The organism is Streptomyces sp. NPDC048565 (assembly GCF_040650935.1).
Lineage (GTDB): Bacteria > Actinomycetota > Actinomycetes > Streptomycetales > Streptomycetaceae > Streptomyces.
Map to the genome: position 1 here is coordinate 19594 of NZ_JBEZIH010000001.1, position 16380 is coordinate 35973.

12 protein-coding genes are annotated in these 16380 nt (G+C 70.3%); 7 read left to right on the top strand and 5 right to left on the bottom strand.

Translation table 11 applies throughout. From position 1 onward, the window contains the following. Positions 1–7: 7 nt before the first annotated feature. Positions 8–1189: an MFS transporter gene (locus AB0C75_RS00100; protein WP_362885498.1), complete on the top strand. Its 1182-nt coding sequence runs from the start codon at positions 8–10 to the stop codon at positions 1187–1189. A 22-nt stretch (positions 1190–1211) separates the two neighbouring features. Here the strand turns inward: AB0C75_RS00100 and AB0C75_RS00105 are convergent, their stop codons facing one another. Together AB0C75_RS00105 and AB0C75_RS00110 are read right to left on the bottom strand one after the other, a co-directional pair. Then, entirely contained in the window at positions 1212–2285 is a 1074-nt protein-coding gene (locus tag AB0C75_RS00105; protein ID WP_362885500.1) for a hypothetical protein, read from the bottom strand. 59 nt (positions 2286–2344) lie between these two features. Beyond that, positions 2345–2800: a GNAT family N-acetyltransferase gene (locus tag AB0C75_RS00110; protein WP_362885502.1), complete on the bottom strand. Its 456-nt coding sequence runs from the start codon at positions 2798–2800 to the stop codon at positions 2345–2347. A 146-nt stretch (positions 2801–2946) separates the two neighbouring features. Between AB0C75_RS00110 and AB0C75_RS00115 the strand changes: the two genes are divergently transcribed. Then, positions 2947–3588 carry a superoxide dismutase gene (locus tag AB0C75_RS00115; protein ID WP_362885503.1) on the top strand — a complete coding sequence of 214 codons (642 nt, stop codon included), beginning with the start codon at positions 2947–2949 and terminating at the stop codon, positions 3586–3588. A 155-nt stretch (positions 3589–3743) separates the two neighbouring features. Here the strand turns inward: AB0C75_RS00115 and AB0C75_RS00120 are convergent, their stop codons facing one another. Next, complete coding sequence (locus AB0C75_RS00120; RefSeq protein WP_362885504.1) at positions 3744–4394, bottom strand: DsbA family protein; 651 nt, start codon at positions 4392–4394, stop codon at positions 3744–3746. Between the two features lie 134 nt (positions 4395–4528). On the opposite strand from AB0C75_RS00120, the gene pepN (AB0C75_RS00125) reads away from it, so the two are divergent. From pepN (AB0C75_RS00125) to AB0C75_RS00140, 4 genes are all read left to right on the top strand, one after another. Next, a complete protein-coding gene (pepN, locus tag AB0C75_RS00125) occupies positions 4529–7117 on the top strand; it encodes an aminopeptidase N (RefSeq protein ID WP_362885506.1) in 2589 nt (862 codons plus the stop codon). 171 nt (positions 7118–7288) lie between these two features. Continuing rightward, a complete protein-coding gene (locus AB0C75_RS00130; protein WP_362885508.1) occupies positions 7289–8296 on the top strand; it encodes a hypothetical protein in 1008 nt (335 codons plus the stop codon). Positions 8297–8461: 165 nt separating this feature from the next. After that, on the top strand, positions 8462–11773 hold the full coding sequence (locus AB0C75_RS00135) for a S8 family serine peptidase (RefSeq protein WP_362885510.1): 3312 nt from the start codon (positions 8462–8464) through the stop codon (positions 11771–11773). Between the two features lie 184 nt (positions 11774–11957). Continuing rightward, positions 11958–12986 carry an aspartate-semialdehyde dehydrogenase gene (locus tag AB0C75_RS00140; protein WP_362885511.1) on the top strand — a complete coding sequence of 343 codons (1029 nt, stop codon included), beginning with the start codon at positions 11958–11960 and terminating at the stop codon, positions 12984–12986. Positions 12987–13049: 63 nt separating this feature from the next. Here AB0C75_RS00140 and AB0C75_RS00145 read toward each other — a convergent pair whose 3' ends face one another. Together AB0C75_RS00145 and AB0C75_RS00150 are read right to left on the bottom strand one after the other, a co-directional pair. Continuing rightward, entirely contained in the window at positions 13050–13397 is a 348-nt protein-coding gene (locus AB0C75_RS00145; protein ID WP_362885513.1) for a type II toxin-antitoxin system PemK/MazF family toxin, read from the bottom strand. Next, positions 13384–13614: a ribbon-helix-helix domain-containing protein gene (locus AB0C75_RS00150; RefSeq protein ID WP_362885514.1), complete on the bottom strand. Its 231-nt coding sequence runs from the start codon at positions 13612–13614 to the stop codon at positions 13384–13386. The genes AB0C75_RS00145 and AB0C75_RS00150 overlap by 14 nt, the downstream gene beginning before the upstream one ends. 134 nt (positions 13615–13748) lie before the next feature. Between AB0C75_RS00150 and pepN (AB0C75_RS00155) the strand changes: the two genes are divergently transcribed. Next, a complete protein-coding gene (pepN, locus tag AB0C75_RS00155; RefSeq protein ID WP_362885516.1) occupies positions 13749–16325 on the top strand; it encodes an aminopeptidase N in 2577 nt (858 codons plus the stop codon). Positions 16326–16380: the final 55 nt, after the last annotated feature.

The following is a 16380-nucleotide window of genomic DNA, read 5'->3' on the forward strand; positions in this document are numbered from 1 at the left end:
CCCCGGCATGCTCACCTACCGGGAAGTGTTCCGCGTGCCGCAGTTCGGGCCCCTCTTCGCGACGAGCGCCTTGCAGGGTGCCGCCTCGACGACGAGCGGGCTGGCCCTGGGTGTCCTCGTCTTCACCACGACCGGGTCGCCGCTGCTCTCCGCGCTGTCCATGTTCGGCGCCTCCCTGGCCCAGCTGGTCGGTGCGACCCTGCTGATGTCGGCGGCCGACCGGCTCCCGCCGCGTGGCGCGCTGAGCTGCGCGGCACTCGCCTTCGGCATCGGCACGGCTGTCCTGGCCCTGCCCGGGCTGCCGCTGCCGCTGGTCTTCGCGATCGTCCTGGGCGAGGGAGCCGTCGCGGCGGTCGTGGGCGGGGTGCGGTACGGACTGCTCAACGAGGTGCTGCCCAGGGACGCGTATCTGCTGGGCCGTTCGGTCCTCAACATGAGCGCGGGTGCCACGCAGATCTGCGGCTACGCGGCCGGTGGCGTCCTGGTCGCGGTGCTGTCCCCGCGCGGCACGCTGCTCGTCGCCGCTGCCCTGTACGCCGCCGGGGCCTCGGCAGCCTGGTTCGGCCTCGCACGCCGTCCGCCCCGGGCGGGCGGACGGCCGTCGGTGGGCGAGACCTGGCGGACCAACGCGCTGCTGTGGTCATCGGCGCCGCGGCGGCGCGTGTACCTCTCGCTCTGGCTGCCGAACGGGCTTGTCGTCGGCTGCGAGTCGCTCTTCGTGCCCTACCGGCCGGACCGGGCCGGGCTGCTCTTCGCCTGCGCGGCGCTGGGAATGCTGGCCGGGGACACGGTGATGGGCCGCTTCGTGCCGACGCGTCGGCGGGGCCGGCTGGGCACGCCGCTGCTCCTGCTGCTGGCGGCGCCGTACCTGCTGTTCGCGCTGCGGCCCGCGCTGCCCCTGGCCCTGGTGATCGCGGCTGTCGCCTCGACCGGTTTCGCGGCGAGCCTGCTGTTCCAGGAACGCCTGATGGCGCTGACACCGGACGCCATGACGGGCCAGGCCCTCGGCCTGCACTCCTCCGGGATGCTCGCCATGCAGGGCGTGGCGGCCGCGCTCGCGGGCGCGGCCGCCCAGTGGTCATCCCCCGCGACGGCGATCGCCCTGATGGCGGCCGCCTCGATCGCGGTCACCCTGTCACTCGCACCGGGGCTGCGGCGCGACGGTCATCGCGCCGCTGTCGCCGCCTAGTCGCCGCCGCCGCTGTCACCGCCTAGTCGCCGCCACCGCCACCGCCGCTGTCACCGCCGCCACCCTCACCTCCGCCGTCGCCTCCGCCGGAGTCACCTCCGTCGCCGCCGTCCGCGCCCCAGCCGTCGCCGCCGCCGGGTTCGTTGTCGTTGCTGTCGTTGCCGAGGTTGCTGAACCAGGGGCGGTCCCAGTCCGTGTCGGCGGCGATCGGCTCGCCCCCGCTCGACGGCGACCGCTCCGCCCGGAAGCGTGCCGTGCCCGTCGTGTCGCCTATCCCGAAGGCGACGGCGAAGGCGTGGGCCATCACGGCGTCCAGCGGGTCGGGGCTCTCGTGGCGGACCGGGGACAGCGGACGCAGCACGGTGTCCGGCTCGTGGGCAGGCCGGCGCGGCGGCCTGCCCAGCAGGGCGACGCGGTGGTCGCCGCGCAGCAGCCATGAGCTCGTCGTGTTCTCCCGCCGCAGCACCCAGTGCGCTCCGGGCAGCCGCACCTCCACCGTGCTCTTCGACTTGCGCATCTTCTTGGTGAGGGTGAGCTCGGCCGTGGTGTCGCCGACGGTCAGCCGGAGGCCCTTGGACGGGCCGGAGGCGTCGCGCCGGAAGCCGCGGGGAGCGCGTATCCGTACGGCGGGGGCCTGTGGGCCCCAGACGTCCACGCGCACCAGGCGCCGGTCCACGGCCACGGCGACCGGCCCTGCGGGGCCCGGCACGATCCGGCGGGCGATCCACAGCGGTACGCCCTCCGCATCGGCGCGTGCGGCCAGTGCTGCCACCTGCTCGGGGCCACCGCAGCGGCGTACCGCCAGCTCTCCCAGCGCGCGGGCGAACTCCGCCGCCTGACGCGCCTTCACCGGGGTGGCGGTGCCGGTGATCCGGGTCACGGGGACCGTTCCCGCACCCTCGGGGAGCCGGTCGAGCGGGCGCTCGGCCCCGCCGCCTCCCAGCCAGCATCCGCGCCGGTACGCCTCGGCCATGGCGCCGAGGTTCAGCTCGGACAGCGGTGTGGTCCTGCCGCCTCTGCGGTAGTGCTCATCGGTCAGCTCCACGGTCTGCGCCAGTGGATTCCAGGACCGTTCGCCGTACAGCGCCTGGCTCACGACATCCCCCTCGTACGTATGCGGCTCGGCAGAGGACACACCTTCACACATCGCCGCCCTCAGGTCAGATCCAGCTCCAGGAGGGGCAGTTCCCGGCCCGGTACGGAGCCCGAGGGGGTCACCCCGATCCGGACCGCGCCCATCGCGGTGTAGAAGGGTTCGGCGTTGGGGTCCGCGTCGATGGTGAGCGCCTCGAAGCCGAGCCGGCGCGCCTGCGCCACCGCATGCTCGAACAGGAGCCTGCCGACGCCCTGCCCGATGGTGTCCGGGTCGACGAACATCATGCCGACGGCACCCACCGGCGGGTCGCCGTCCAGCATGGTGAAGCCCAGGAGCCCGCCGTCCCGCTCCGCCACCGCCGTACGCCGGGCGGTCACATCGGCGGGCCGGACCGCGAGTTCTTCACGGCACGCCGCGAGGAACGCCTCGTCGTAGCCCCAGTACGCCTTCGATCTCAGGGCCAGCGCGGTCAGCGCGGCGGCCTCATCGGGGCGCCCCGCCCGTACGTACGTCATCGTCGTCTCCCCCTCCGTCCGCGGCGTCCTCCCGACACCAGGAGCCTAGGACCAAGGACTGATCACCTCCGTGGCTTCCTCCTGCTAGCCTGCAATTGCGACAGAGTTGCAATAACAACCAGGTAGCAGTTGGAGGGTTCGAACCCATGGCCACGTACACGCTTCCGGAACTCCCGTACGACTACGCGGCGCTCGAACCGGTCATCAATCCGCAGATCGTCGAGCTCCATCACGACAAGCACCACGCCGCGTACGTCAAGGGTGCGAACGACACCCTGGAGCAGCTGGAAGAGGCCCGCGACAAGGAGGCCTGGGGTGCGATCAACGGCCTCCAGAAGAACCTGGCCTTTCATCTCTCCGGCCACATCCTGCACTCGATCTACTGGCACAACATGACCGGCGACGGCGGTGGCGAGCCCCTCGCCGCGGACGGTGTGGGCGATCTGGCCGGCGCCATCGCGGAGTCCTTCGGTTCGTACGCCGGCTTCAAGTCGCAGCTGACGAAGGCCGCGGCCACCACGCAGGGCTCCGGCTGGGGCGTCCTCGCGTACGAGCCGGTCAGCGGCAGGCTGATCGTCGAGCAGGTCTACGACCACCAGGGCAACGTCGGGCAGGGCTCGGTGCCGATCCTGGTGTTCGACGCCTGGGAGCACGCCTTCTACCTCCAGTACAAGAACCAGAAGGTGGACTTCATCGAGGCCATGTGGCGCGTCGTCAACTGGCAGGACGTGGCGCGGCGCTACGCCGCCGCCAAGGAGCGCGCGGACGTGCTGCTGCTCACCCCCTGACGTCGCGGGAGAGACCCGAGCGTCCTGCCTCGTGATCGTCTTCTCAACCTTCACCGGGCAGGCGGAACAACGGAGAGCCCCCGCGAGGACATGACTCGCGGGGGCTCCCCCATACCCGTGTGCGCCGGGCGCAGGCCCGCGGCGAAGACGCGTGATCAGTCGAAGACGGGGCCCTGCGTGCGGGTCCGCTTGAGCTCGTAGAAGCCGGGGATCGACGCCACCAGCAGCGTGCCGTCCCAGAGCTTCGCCGCCTCCTCGCCCTTCGGGGCGGGGGTGACCACCGGGCCGAAGAAGGCGATCTGCTCGCCGTCGGCGCCGGGCACCGCGATGACCGGGGTGCCGACGTCCTGGCCGACCTTGTCGATGCCCTCCTGGTGGGAGGCGCGCAGCTCCTTGTCGTACGCGTCGGAGTCGGCGTACTCCAGGAGATCGGCCGGCAGGCCGACCTCCGCCAGCGCGCCCGCGATGGCCTCGCGGGTGGGGCCCTCGCCGTTGTTGTGGAAACGGGTACCGAGCGCCGTGTAGAGCGGGCCGACGATCTCGTCGCCGTGCTTCTGCTGGGCGGCGATGACGACACGGACCGGCGCCCAGGCCTGGGTGGTCATCATCTCCCGGTACTCCTCGGGCATCTCGTCGAGCCTGGGCTCGTTGAGCACGGCGAGGCTCATCACATGCCAGCGGACCTCGACATCGCGGACCTTCTCCACCTCCAGCATCCAGCGGGAGGTCATCCAGGCCCAGGGACAGAGCGGATCGAACCAGAAATCGGCCGGAACCTTGCCGGCGGCCGTGCTGTTCTCGGGCATGTCTCTCCTCATGAGGTCGGTGAAGCACCTGTGAGCCGGAACACCACGGGGCCCTCCCGCCATTCCCGGGCGCGGGTGCGGATCGCCGCATGGGAGGATCAAAGGTCTGAGATCGAGACACATAGGAGTGCTCCGTGCCCGGTGAGAACCTGTCCCGCGACGAGGCCCGCGAGAGGGCCGAGCTGCTGACCGTCGACGGTTACGAGGTCGCCCTCGACCTCCGCTCCGCCGTCGGTGAGCCCGACGGGGGCGACGACGCCGGTCCGCGCACCTTCCGCTCGCGGACCACGATCCGCTTCCGCGCCGCCCGCGCGGGGGCCTCGACCTTCGCCGATCTGCTGGCCCCGTCCGTGGACACGGTCACGCTCAACGGCAAGGACCTGGACCCCGCGACCGTCTTCGACGGCACCCGCATCGCGCTGGACGGCCTCGCCTCCGGCGAGAACGTCCTGGTGGTCGACGCGCGGTGCGCGTACAGCCGGACCGGTGAGGGCATGCACCGCTTCGTCGACCCGGAGGACGGCGAGGTCTACCTCTACACGCAGTACGAGCCGGCCGACGCACGCCGCGTCTTCGCCAACTTCGAGCAGCCCGACCTCAAGGCGCCCTACCGCTTCGAGGTGACGGCGCCCGAGGGCTGGCGGGTCTGGTCCAACGGCGCGGAGGAGTCGCAGGAGGGCGAGGTCCACCGGTTCGCGGAGACGCTGCCGATCTCGACGTACATCACGGTCGTCGTCGCCGGGCCGTACCACTACGTGAGCGACCACTACTCCCGTACGTTCGACGACGGCTCGAAGCTGGAGATCCCGCTCGGCGCGATGTGCCGCAAGGGTCTCGCGCGCTACTTCGACGCGGACGACGTCTTCCTGCTCACCAAGCAGGGCCTGGACTTCTTCCACGACAACTTCGACTACCCGTACCCCTTCGGGAAGTACGACCAGGCGTTCGTGCCGGAGTACAACCTCGGCGCGATGGAGAACCCGGGCCTGGTCACCTTCCGCGAGGAGTACATCTACCGCGGAAAGGTCACCTCGGCGTCCTACGAGCGCCGCGCCAACGTCATCCTGCACGAGATGGCGCACATGTGGTTCGGCGACCTGGTCACCATGCGGTGGTGGGACGACCTGTGGCTGAAGGAGTCCTTCGCCGACTTCATGGGGGCGTTCTCGATGGTGGAGGCGACCCGCTTCACCAACGGCTGGATCACCTTCGCCAACAACCGCAAGTCCTGGGCCTACCGCGCCGACCAGCTGCCGTCCACGCACCCGATCACGGCCGACATCCGTGACCTGGAGGACGCCAAGCTGAACTTCGACGGCATCACGTACGCCAAGGGCGCTTCCGTGCTCAAGCAGCTCGTGGCGTACGTCGGCCGGGACGCGTTCCTGGAGGGCGCCCGCCGCTACTTCAAGCAGCACGCCTTCGGCAACACCCGGCTGGGCGACCTGCTCTCGGTGCTGGCCGAGACCTCGGGGCGCGACATGTCGGCCTGGTCGCAGGCGTGGCTGCAGACGGCGGGGGTCAACGTCCTGACGCCGGTCGTGACCTACGACGGTGAGGGCAGGATCGCTGAGCTCGCCGTGACCCAGGAGGCCGCCGCCTCCCACCCGGAGCTGCGGCCGCACCGGATCGCGGTGGGTCTGTACCGGCTCTCCCCGGAGGGCGCGCTGGAGCGCTACGCCCGCGCGGAGACGGATGTCGCCGGTGTGCGCACCGTGGTCACGGAGCTGGCAGGCAGCGAGAAGCCCGATCTGGTCCTGGTCAACGACGACGACCTGACGTACTGCAAGGTCCGCCCCGACGAGGGGTCCCTGGCCACCCTGCGCGAGCACCTCGGTGACATCACCGACCCGCTGGCACGTGCGCTGTGCTGGTCCTCCCTCTGGAACCTGACGCGGGACGCGCTGCTGCCCGCGCGGGACTTCGTCGCGCTGGTCCTCGCGCACGCCGGCCGGGAGAGCGACATCGGTGTCCTGCAGATGCTGCACTCCTGGGCGCAGTCCGCGCTGGTGCACTACGCCGCGCCGGCCTGGCGCGATGAGGGCGGCCGGGCGCTGGCCGAAGGCGCGCTCACGGAGCTGCGGCGCGCCGAGCCCGGCAGCCAGCACCAGCTGACGTGGGCCCGGTTCTTCGCCGCCGTCGCGGCGTCGGACGCGGACTTCCAGCTGCTGGGAGAGCTGCTCGACGGCTCGGCCGTGATCGAGGGCCTGGACGTCGACCAGGAGCTGCGGTGGGCCTTCCTGTCCCCGCTGGTCTCGCACGGCAGGGCCGACGAGGCGGCCGTGGACGCCGAGCTGGCCAGGGACGACACGGCGTCCGGCAAGCGGCACCATGTGCGGTGCCTGGCCTCACGCCCCTCGGCGGCGGTCAAGGCGCAGGCGTGGGCGGCGGTCGTGGAGTCGGACAAGCTCTCCAACGCACTGGCCGGGGCGACCATCGCCGGCTTCGGACAGCCCTCGCAGCGGGAGCTGCTGGCGCCGTACACGGCGTCGTACTTCGAGGCGATCGAGCGGGTCTGGGCCGAGCGGTCCATCCAGATCGGCATGGACGTGGTCAAGGGCCTGTTCCCCGGGCTTCAGGACGACCCCGCGACCCTCACCGCGACGGACGCGTGGCTGACCTCGCACCCGGACGCGGCACCGGCGCTGCGGCGGCTGGTCATCGAGGCGCGGGACGACCTGGCGCGGGCGCTGCGGGGTCAGGAGCGCGACGCGACGGCGTGAGATTCCAGCGCGCGCCCCGCACACACGTGCGGGGCGTGCGCCGCACAATCCCTGTCGCGACCACCCTTTTCGGCACTCGAACTGTCGTGCTTTAGGGCGGCGTTGTCCTGGAATGTCGACGGCCGTGTAACACGGGTTATCGCACGACCTGACTGCGGAAACCTCCCCGGCATGAACCGGAACACCCCGCTGTCCCCGCGCCCCGTCCAAGACGCCACCCACCGCGTGCAGTCCTCCGCCCAGTTGCGCGCCCACGGTGTGTCCGCCGCACAGACCGCGGCCCAGTGCCTGCCGGGCGGCCCGTGGCAGCAGCTGCTCCCCGGCGTGTATCTGCTGCACCCGGGGCCGCCCACGCACCACGACCGGGTGCGCGGCGCCCTGCTGTACGCCGGGCGGCCCCCGTCCGGAGCCCGCAGGACGGTCCCGGCCCAGTCGGGCCCCGGCTACGGCGAGGCCATGGTCACGGGACTGGCGGCGCTGGCCCTGTACGGCTTCGCCTCGGCGCCCCCGGTGATCGCGCTGCACCGGATCGACGTACTGGTGCCCCGCACCAGGCGGTTGCGCTCCACCCGGTTCGTCCAGGTGACCCGGGCGGCGGTGATGCCCCGGCCGCAGCGCCGTCGCGGGGTGCCGCTGGCCCCGGTGGAGCGGGCACTCGCCGACGCGGTGGCCTCGCTCACCGATGCCTCGACGGTGCGCCGGATCCTCACGGAGGCGGTGCGCGGCGGGTACTGCGAACCCGCCTCCGTCGTACGGGAGCTGAACGAGGCCAAGCTGCTGGGCCGCGCCCATGTGGTGGACGCCGTGGAGGAGTTGCTCGTCGAGGGGCGCGCGAGGGCGGAGGACCGGCTGTACGAGATGGTGCGCGCCCACCGGCTGCCCCAGCCGCTGTGGAACGTGGAGCTGGCCCTGCCGGGCGGCAGCTTCCTTGGAGGGGTGGACGCCTACTGGCCCGAGCAGGCGGTCGCGCTCGAACTGGGCGCCCGCTCACCCCGGGAGGAGCATGTCTCCTACGCCGCCGAGCGGGAGTATCTGGAGAGGCTCGGGGTGACGGTGGTGCGGGTGACTCCGAAGCAGCTGCGCGACTCCACGGCACAGCTGTCGGTGGTGCTGCGTACGGCGATGATGGCTGCCGAGGACCGTGAGCCGGCCGCCTGTCTGGTGGTCCTGCCCCGGTGACCGGTGGCCCCTCCCCGGGTGAGTGGCGCAATACCCCACGTGGCGGATCTACGCCATGTCACTTTCTCGTCCCCGCCAAGTCTCCACAAACCCTGGTCATTTACGAAAGGCTGAGCGGTCATCGGGTACCGAATTCCGGACTCTCTCTTTCTTTCACAAGCAGGGATGCTGATGACCAAGGATTCCCCCAGCTCCATACCCGGGGCCAGACGCGCGGCGCGCATCGCGGCCGCAACCGGACTGGCGGCCGCTCTGGCCGCCTCCGGCGCCGCTCCCGTCTTCGCCGCCGAGGCCACGTCGCCTCCCCCGGTGAAGCCCGTCGCCGCTAGCGCGAAGGGAGACAAGCTGGGCGAGGCCGACGCCGATCTGCTGGCGAAGGCCGAGGCCAAGGGCGAGAAGAACATCACGATGATGGTCGCCACCACGCCCGGCACGACCAAGAAGGTCGCCGAGCAGCTGGACGCCGTCAAGGGGTCCGTGCTCGGGCAGACGTACGACAAGCTCGGCTACGTCCGGGCGACCGTGCCGACCGCGACCGCCGACGCCACCATCAAGGCGACGCAGAAGCTGTCGGCCGTCCAGGGCATCGATCTCAAGCAGGAGATCAAGCTGGACGACCCGACGCCCGCGGGCGACCGGGCCACGGGGGCCAAGAAGAAGACGAAGGCCACGGGCAGTTACCCGGCGCCGAACAAGAAGACCCCGGCGAAGAACCCGTACAACCCGTCCTTCGAGACGGGCGCGGTCGACTTCGTGAAGCAGCACCCGAAGGCCGACGGCCGCGGGATCACCATCGGTGTCCTGGACGCCGGTGTCGACCTCGGTCACCCCGCGCTGCAGAAGACCACCACGGGCGAGCGCAAGATCGTCGACTGGGTGACGGCCACCGACCCGGTCAGCGACGGCGACGGCACCTGGCTGCGGATGGACCAGGCCGTGACCGGCCCGACGTTCACGGCCGACGGCACGACGTACTCCGCGCCGGAGGGCTCGTACCGCTTCAGCATCTTCAAGGAGTCCGCCACCCGTGGCGGCGACATGGCGGGCGACCTCAACCGCGACGGTGACACCACCGACCGGTGGGGCGTCCTCTACGACCCGGTCACCGGCACCACCCGGGTCGACCTGAACGGCAACGCCGACTTCGGCGACGACACCGTCCTGAAGCCGTACAAGGAGAAGCACCAGGTCTCCTACTTCGGTACGGACGACCCGCGGACCGACGTCGTCGAGCGCATCCCGTTCGTCGTCGAGACCCGCAAGGACGTCGTCGTCGACGCGGACGGCACCACGTCCGACTACGTCAACATCGGCGTCATCCAGAGCGAGCACGGCACGCACGTCGCGGGCATCACCGCGGCCAACGGCCTGTTCGGCGGCGCGATGGACGGTGCGGCGCCCGGCGCCAAGATCGTCTCGTCGCGCGCCTGCACCTGGTCCGGCGGCTGCACCAACATCGCGCTGACCGAGGGCATGATCGACCTCGTCGTCAACCGCGGCGTCGACGTCGTCAACATGTCGATCGGTGGCCTGCCGCCCCTCAACGACGGCAACAACGCCCGCGCCGAGCTCTACAAGCGGCTCATCGACATCTACGGCGTCCAGCTGGTCATCTCGGCCGGCAACGACGGCCCGGGTGTCAACACCATCGGTGACCCCGGCCTCGCCGACCACGTCATCTCGGTCGGCGCGTCCATCTCCAAGGAGACCTGGGCCGCCGACTACGGCTCGAACGTCACCAAGAAGTACGACATGCTGCCCTTCTCCTCGCGCGGTCCGCGTGAGGACGGCGGCTTCGCGCCGATCCTGACGGCCCCCGGCGCCTCCATCAACTCCACCCAGACCTGGCTGCCCGGCGCGCCGGTCGCGGAGGCGGGCTACTCGCTCCCCGCCGGCTACTCCATGCTGCAGGGCACATCGATGGCCTCACCGCAGGCCGCCGGCGCGACTGCGCTGCTGCTGTCCGCCGCGAAGCAGAAGCACATCGAGCTGCCCCCTGCCGATCTGCGGACCGCGCTGACCAGCACCGCCACCCACATCGATGGTGTGCCCGCGCACGCCCAGGGGTCCGGTCTGATCAACATCGTCGGCGCCTGGAAGCAGATCGCGAAGAAGGGCACCCCGGCGCACGAGTACACGGTGAAGGCCCCGGTCGACACCGCGATCGACGAAGCGCTGAAGACCCCGGGCTTCGGCACCGGCGTGTACGACCGTGAGGGCGGCCTGAAGGCCGGCCAGAAGAAGTCGTACGACGTCACCGTCACCCGCACCACGGGCCCGGACAAGGCCGTGAAGCACAAGCTGTCCTGGAAGAACGACGACGGCACCTTCACCCTGAGCGGCTCGGGCACCGTCTCGCTGCCGCTCGGCAAGCCGGTGACCGTCAAGGTCCAGGCGAAGCCCCGCACGGCGGGCGTCCACAGCGCGATCCTCCAGGTGGACGACGCCAAGACCAGCGGCGTCGACCAGCAGATCCTGAACACGGTGATCGTCTCCAAGGAGCTGGCGAAGCCGGACTACGCGTTCTCGACGACCGGATCGGTGCAGCGCAACGGCACCACGTCGTACTTCCTGAACGTCCCGGAGGGCGCCCAGACCCTCGAAGTCGCGATGAGCGCCCTGCGCTCGGGCAGCCAGACGCGGTTCATCTCCATCCACCCCTACGGGGTCGAGGTGGAGGACAGCTCCACGACCTACTGCTACCCGAACTACGAGAACCCGGCCAACACCTGCGCGCCCGACACCCGCTCCTACCAGGCCCCGCAGCCGGGCGTCTGGGAGATCGAGGTCGAGTCCCGCCGTACGTCGCCGCTGCTCGACAACCCGTACAAGCTGGATGTCTCGCTGCTCGGCGCCTCCTTCGACCCGGCGGTGCAGACCATCCCCGAGGCGAAGATCGGCACCCCGGCCGCGGTGGACTGGACGGTCACCAACAACGCGGGCGGTCTGGAGGGCACCCTGAAGGGCGGCTCGCTGGGCTCGGCCGACGTGGACCGCCCGTCGATCTCCACGGGCGGGGAGAACACGAAGACGGTCACCATCGGTGAGGGTGTCGAGAAGCTGGACATCGCCGTGGGCAACACCGATGACGCCAACGCCGACATCGACCTGTACGTCCTCAAGGACGACGTGGAGGTCGGCGCGTCGACGACGGCGGGCTCGGAGGAGTCGGTCAGCCTGGTGAACCCGAAGGCAGGCACCTACACCGTCGTCATCGACGGCTACTCGGTCCCGGCGGGGACCACCGAGTACGACTACCGCGACGTGTACTACTCCGCGTCGCTCGGTGAGATCAAGGTCGACGAGTCCGAGGCCGTGAACCTGGCCAACGGTGAGTCCACCCAGGTCGGGGCCGAGGTCGTCGTCGCGGGAGAGGCCCCCGAGGGCCGGCAGTTCTTCGGCGAGGTCCAGCTGGTGAACGCCCGCGGCACCGCGGCGGGCACCGGCAGCGTCGTGATCGAGAAGGTCACGCCGTAACCGGTACGGCTGTGTGATCCGCGCGACACGCGCGGACGGTGGGGCGGGCGCCCGCAAGGGCTCCCGCCCCACTCCCCTGTCCGGGCACCGTCCGCCTGCCGGACAATGGATTGGACAACGAAGCCCGGGACATAAGCATCATGGAACGGCAACCGTGCCTGTTCGCATCTGTGAGGGAGTTCCAGTGAAGGTCGGAATCGTCGGCGCCACCGGTCAGGTCGGCACAGTCATGCGCAGGATCCTGGCCGAGCGGAAGTTCCCCGTCGCCGAACTGCGGCTCTTCGCCTCCGCGCGCTCCGCCGGCTCCATCCTCACGTACGAGGGCACGGACATCACGGTGGAGGACGCCTCCACCGCGGACTACACCGGTCTGGACATCGTCCTGTTCTCCGCCGGTGGCGCGACCTCGAAGGCGCTGGCCGAGAAGGTCGCCTCGCAGGGCCCCGTGGTGATCGACAACTCCTCCGCCTGGCGCAAGGACCCCGAGGTCCCGCTGGTGGTCTCCGAGGTCAACGCACACGCGATCAAGAACCGCCCCAAGGGCATCATCGCCAACCCGAACTGCACCACGATGGCCGCCATGCCCGTGCTGCGCCCCCTGCACGACGAGGCGCAGCTCGACGCGCTGACCGTCGCCACCTACCAGGCGGTGTCGGGCTCCGGTGTCGCCGGTGTCGCGGAACTGCACGGCCAGGCGTCCAAGGTCGTCGCCGAAGCGGACAAGCTGACGCACGACGGCGGCGCGGTGGACTTCCCCGAGCCCGCCGTCTACAAGCGTCCGATCGCCTTCAACGTGCTGCCGCTCGCCGGCTCGATCGTCGACGACGGCTCCTTCGAGACCGACGAGGAGCAGAAGCTCCGCAACGAGTCCCGCAAGATCCTGGAGATCCCGGAGCTCAAGGTGTCCGGCACCTGCGTCCGGGTCCCCGTCTTCTCCGGCCACTCCCTCCAGATCAACGCCCGCTTCGCCCGCCCGATCAGCGTCGAGCGCGCCTACGAGCTGCTGAAGGACGCCGAGGGCGTCGAGCTCTCCGAGATCCCGACGCCGCTCCAGGCGGCCGGCAAGGACGCCTCCTACGTGGGCCGCGTCCGCGTCGACGAGACCGTCGAGCACGGCCTCGCACTGTTCGTCTCCAACGACAACCTGCGCAAGGGCGCCGCGCTGAACGCGGTCCAGATCGCGGAGCTGGTGGCGACGGAGCTCAAGGGCTGACCCGGCCGCACGAACGACGAAGGGGTGGCCACCGGATTCCGGTGGCCACCCCTTCGTCGTGCCTCAAAGGGCGAGGTGCCTGCGCAGGGCGGTGTCGATTTCCGTCATGCGCTGGCGCGGGACGCTACCCACCTGCCGCCTGAACCGCTCCCCAGCCATCGCACGAACCTGCTCACACTGCACCTTTGAGTCTTTCGGCAAACCGCTCTCCCCGGCGTGCAGCAGCACCTGAAACGGGTAGATCCGAGAAACATTCGAGGTCAGCGGCACGACAGTGATCACTCCGCGCCCGGACCGCGCCACCACGGCGTTCGCCCCGTCGTTGGAGACGATCACCGAGGGACGAGCCTTGTTGGCCTCACTGCCACGCACAGGCTCGTAGTCGACCAAATAGATGTCACCGCGCTTCATCGGCGATCCCGTCACCTGAGAACCGGTCCCAGAACTCGGCATCCTCGCTCGCGTCCCACTCGGCGAAGGCCGCATCGTAATCAGCCTCCAAATTGGCGGAGCGCAGGGACTCGATGGCGGCGTGTATCACCGCGGACCGGGAATCCGCCTCGGTCTTCGCCGCGTACTCGTCGACAAAAGCGACATCCTCCTGCGGCAAGCTCACGCTGATCTTCATGTCGCCATCCTACCAGCGGTAGGAATTCCATGGCTACCCCAAGTATCGGATCCGTCATACCGGGAAGTGGCAGCACCCGCACCCGCGCCGCGTGGAAGGATGACCAAAACGTCACACACCAAGGAGATGACCGCGTGCCTGGCACGAATCTGACCCGCGAAGAGGCACAGGAGCGGGCGCGCCTGCTGACCGTGGACGCGTACGAGATCGATCTCGACCTCTCCGGAGCGCAGGAGGGAGGCACCTACAGGTCCGTCACCACCGTGCGCTTCGACTCCGCCGATGCCGGTGCGGAGACCTTCATCGACCTGATCGCCCCCGCGGTGCACGCCGTCGTGCTGAACGGCAAGGACCTGGACGTCGCCTCCGCCTTCCGGGACTCCCGGATCGCGCTGAAGCACCTCCAGGCCGGCACCAACGAGCTGAAGGTCGTCGCCGACTGCTCGTACACCAACACCGGTGAAGGGCTGCACCGCTTCGTCGACCCCGTCGACGAGCAGGCCTACCTCTACACGCAGTTCGAGGTCCCGGACGCCCGCCGGGTGTTCGCCAGCTTCGAGCAGCCCGACCTGAAGGCAACCTTCCGCTTCACCGTGAAGGCGCCGTCGGGCTGGACCGTGATCTCCAACTCCCCGGCGCCCGAGCCGGTGGACGACGTCTGGGCCTTCGAGCCGACGCCGCGCCTCTCCACGTACGTCACGGCCCTGATCGCCGGTCCGTACCACGCGGTGCACAGCACCTACGAGAAGGACGGCCAGGTGGTTCCGCTCGGCATCTACTGCCGTCCCTCGCTCGCCGAGTACCTCGACGCGGACGACATCTTCGCGGTCACCCGGCAGGGCTTCGACTGGTTCCAGGAGAAGTTCGACTACCCGTACCCCTTCGCCAAGTACGACCAGCTCTTCGTCCCGGAGTTCAACGCGGGCGCGATGGAGAACGCCGGCGCGGTCACCATCCGCGACCAGTACGTCTTCCGCTCCAAGGTGACGGACGCGGCCTACGAGGTGCGGGCCGCGACGATCCTCCACGAGCTGGCCCACATGTGGTTCGGCGACCTGGTCACCATGGAGTGGTGGAACGACCTCTGGCTGAACGAGTCGTTCGCCACGTTCGCCGAGGCCGCCTGCCAGGCGTACGCCGAGGGCTCGAAGTGGCCGCACTCCTGGACCACCTTCGCCAACTCGATGAAGACGTGGGCCTACCGCCAGGACCAGCTGCCCTCGACGCACCCGATCATGGCGGACATCAGCGACCTGGACGACGTCCTGGTCAACTTCGACGGAATCACGTACGCGAAGGGCGCCTCGGTGCTCAAGCAGCTCGTGGCGTACGTCGGCATGGACGAGTTCTTCAAGGGTGTGCAGGCGTACTTCAAGGCGCACGCGTACGGCAACACGCGCCTGGCGGACCTGCTGGGCGCCCTGGAGGAGACCTCGGGCCGGGACCTGAAGGCCTGGTCGACGGCGTGGCTGGAGACGGCCGGGATCAACGTCCTGCGCCCCGAGATCGAGACGGACGAGGCGGGCCTGCTCACCTCCGTCACCGTCCTCCAGGAGGCCCCGGCGCTGCCCGCCGGTGCCAAGGGCGAGCCGACGCTGCGTCCGCACCGGATCGCGATCGGCTTCTACGACCTGGACGGCGACGGCCGGCTCGTCCGCACGAACCGCATCGAGCTGGACGTCGAGGGCGAGCGCACCACCGTCCCGCTCCCGGCAGGCACCGCGCGCCCCGCGGTGCTCCTGCTCAACGACGACGACCTGTCGTACGCGAAGGTCCGGCTCGACGAGGAGTCCCTGCGGGTCGTCACCGAGCACCTGGGTGACTTCACCGAGTCCCTGCCGCGCGCCCTGTGCTGGGCGTCCGCCTGGGACATGACGCGGGACGGGGAGCTCGCCACCCGCGACTACCTGGAGCTGGTCCTCTCGGGCATCGGCAAGGAGTCCGACATCGGCGTGGTCCAGTCGCTGCACCGCCAGGTGAAGCTGGCCGTGGACCTGTACACGGCACCGCAGTGGCGTGAGACGGGTCTGGCCCGGTGGACGGAGGCGACGCTGGCGCACCTGCGCGCGGCGGAGCCGGGCAGCGACCACCAGCTGGCCTGGGCCCGAGCCTTCGCGGCGACGGCCCGCACCCCGCTCCAGCTGGACCTGCTCCAGGCCCTGCTGAACGGCACCGATGAGATCGAGGGCCTGTCCGTCGACACGGAGCTGCGCTGGGCGTTCGTGCAGCGTCTCGCCGCGTCGGGCCTCATCGACGAGGAGGAGATCGCCGCCGAGTACGAGCGCGACAGGACGGCAGCGGGTGAGCGCCACGCGGCGTCCGCACGCGCGGCCCAGCCATCCGAGGAGGCGAAGGCCGAGGCATGGGCGTCGGCCGTCGAGTCGGACAAGCTGCCGAACTCCCTCCAGGAGGCGGTCATCGGCGGCTTCGTGCAGACCGATCAGCGTGAGCTGCTTGCCCCGTACACGGAGAAGTACTTCACGGCGGTCAAGGGCGTCTGGGACGCACGCAGTCACGAGATGGCCCAGCAGGTCGCGGTCGGCCTGTTCCCGGCCCTCCAGGTCTCGCAGGAGACCCTGGACGCCACGGACGCCTGGCTGGACTCGGCGCAGCCGAGTGCCGCGCTGCGCCGGCTGGTGTCGGAGTCACGCTCGGGCGTGGAGCGCGCGCTGAAGGCCCAGGCGGCGGACGCGGCAGCGGCCACCGCGTAGCGGAACGGGCACGTCGAGGGGGCGTCTCCTTCGGGAGGCGCCCCCTTCGCGGCGC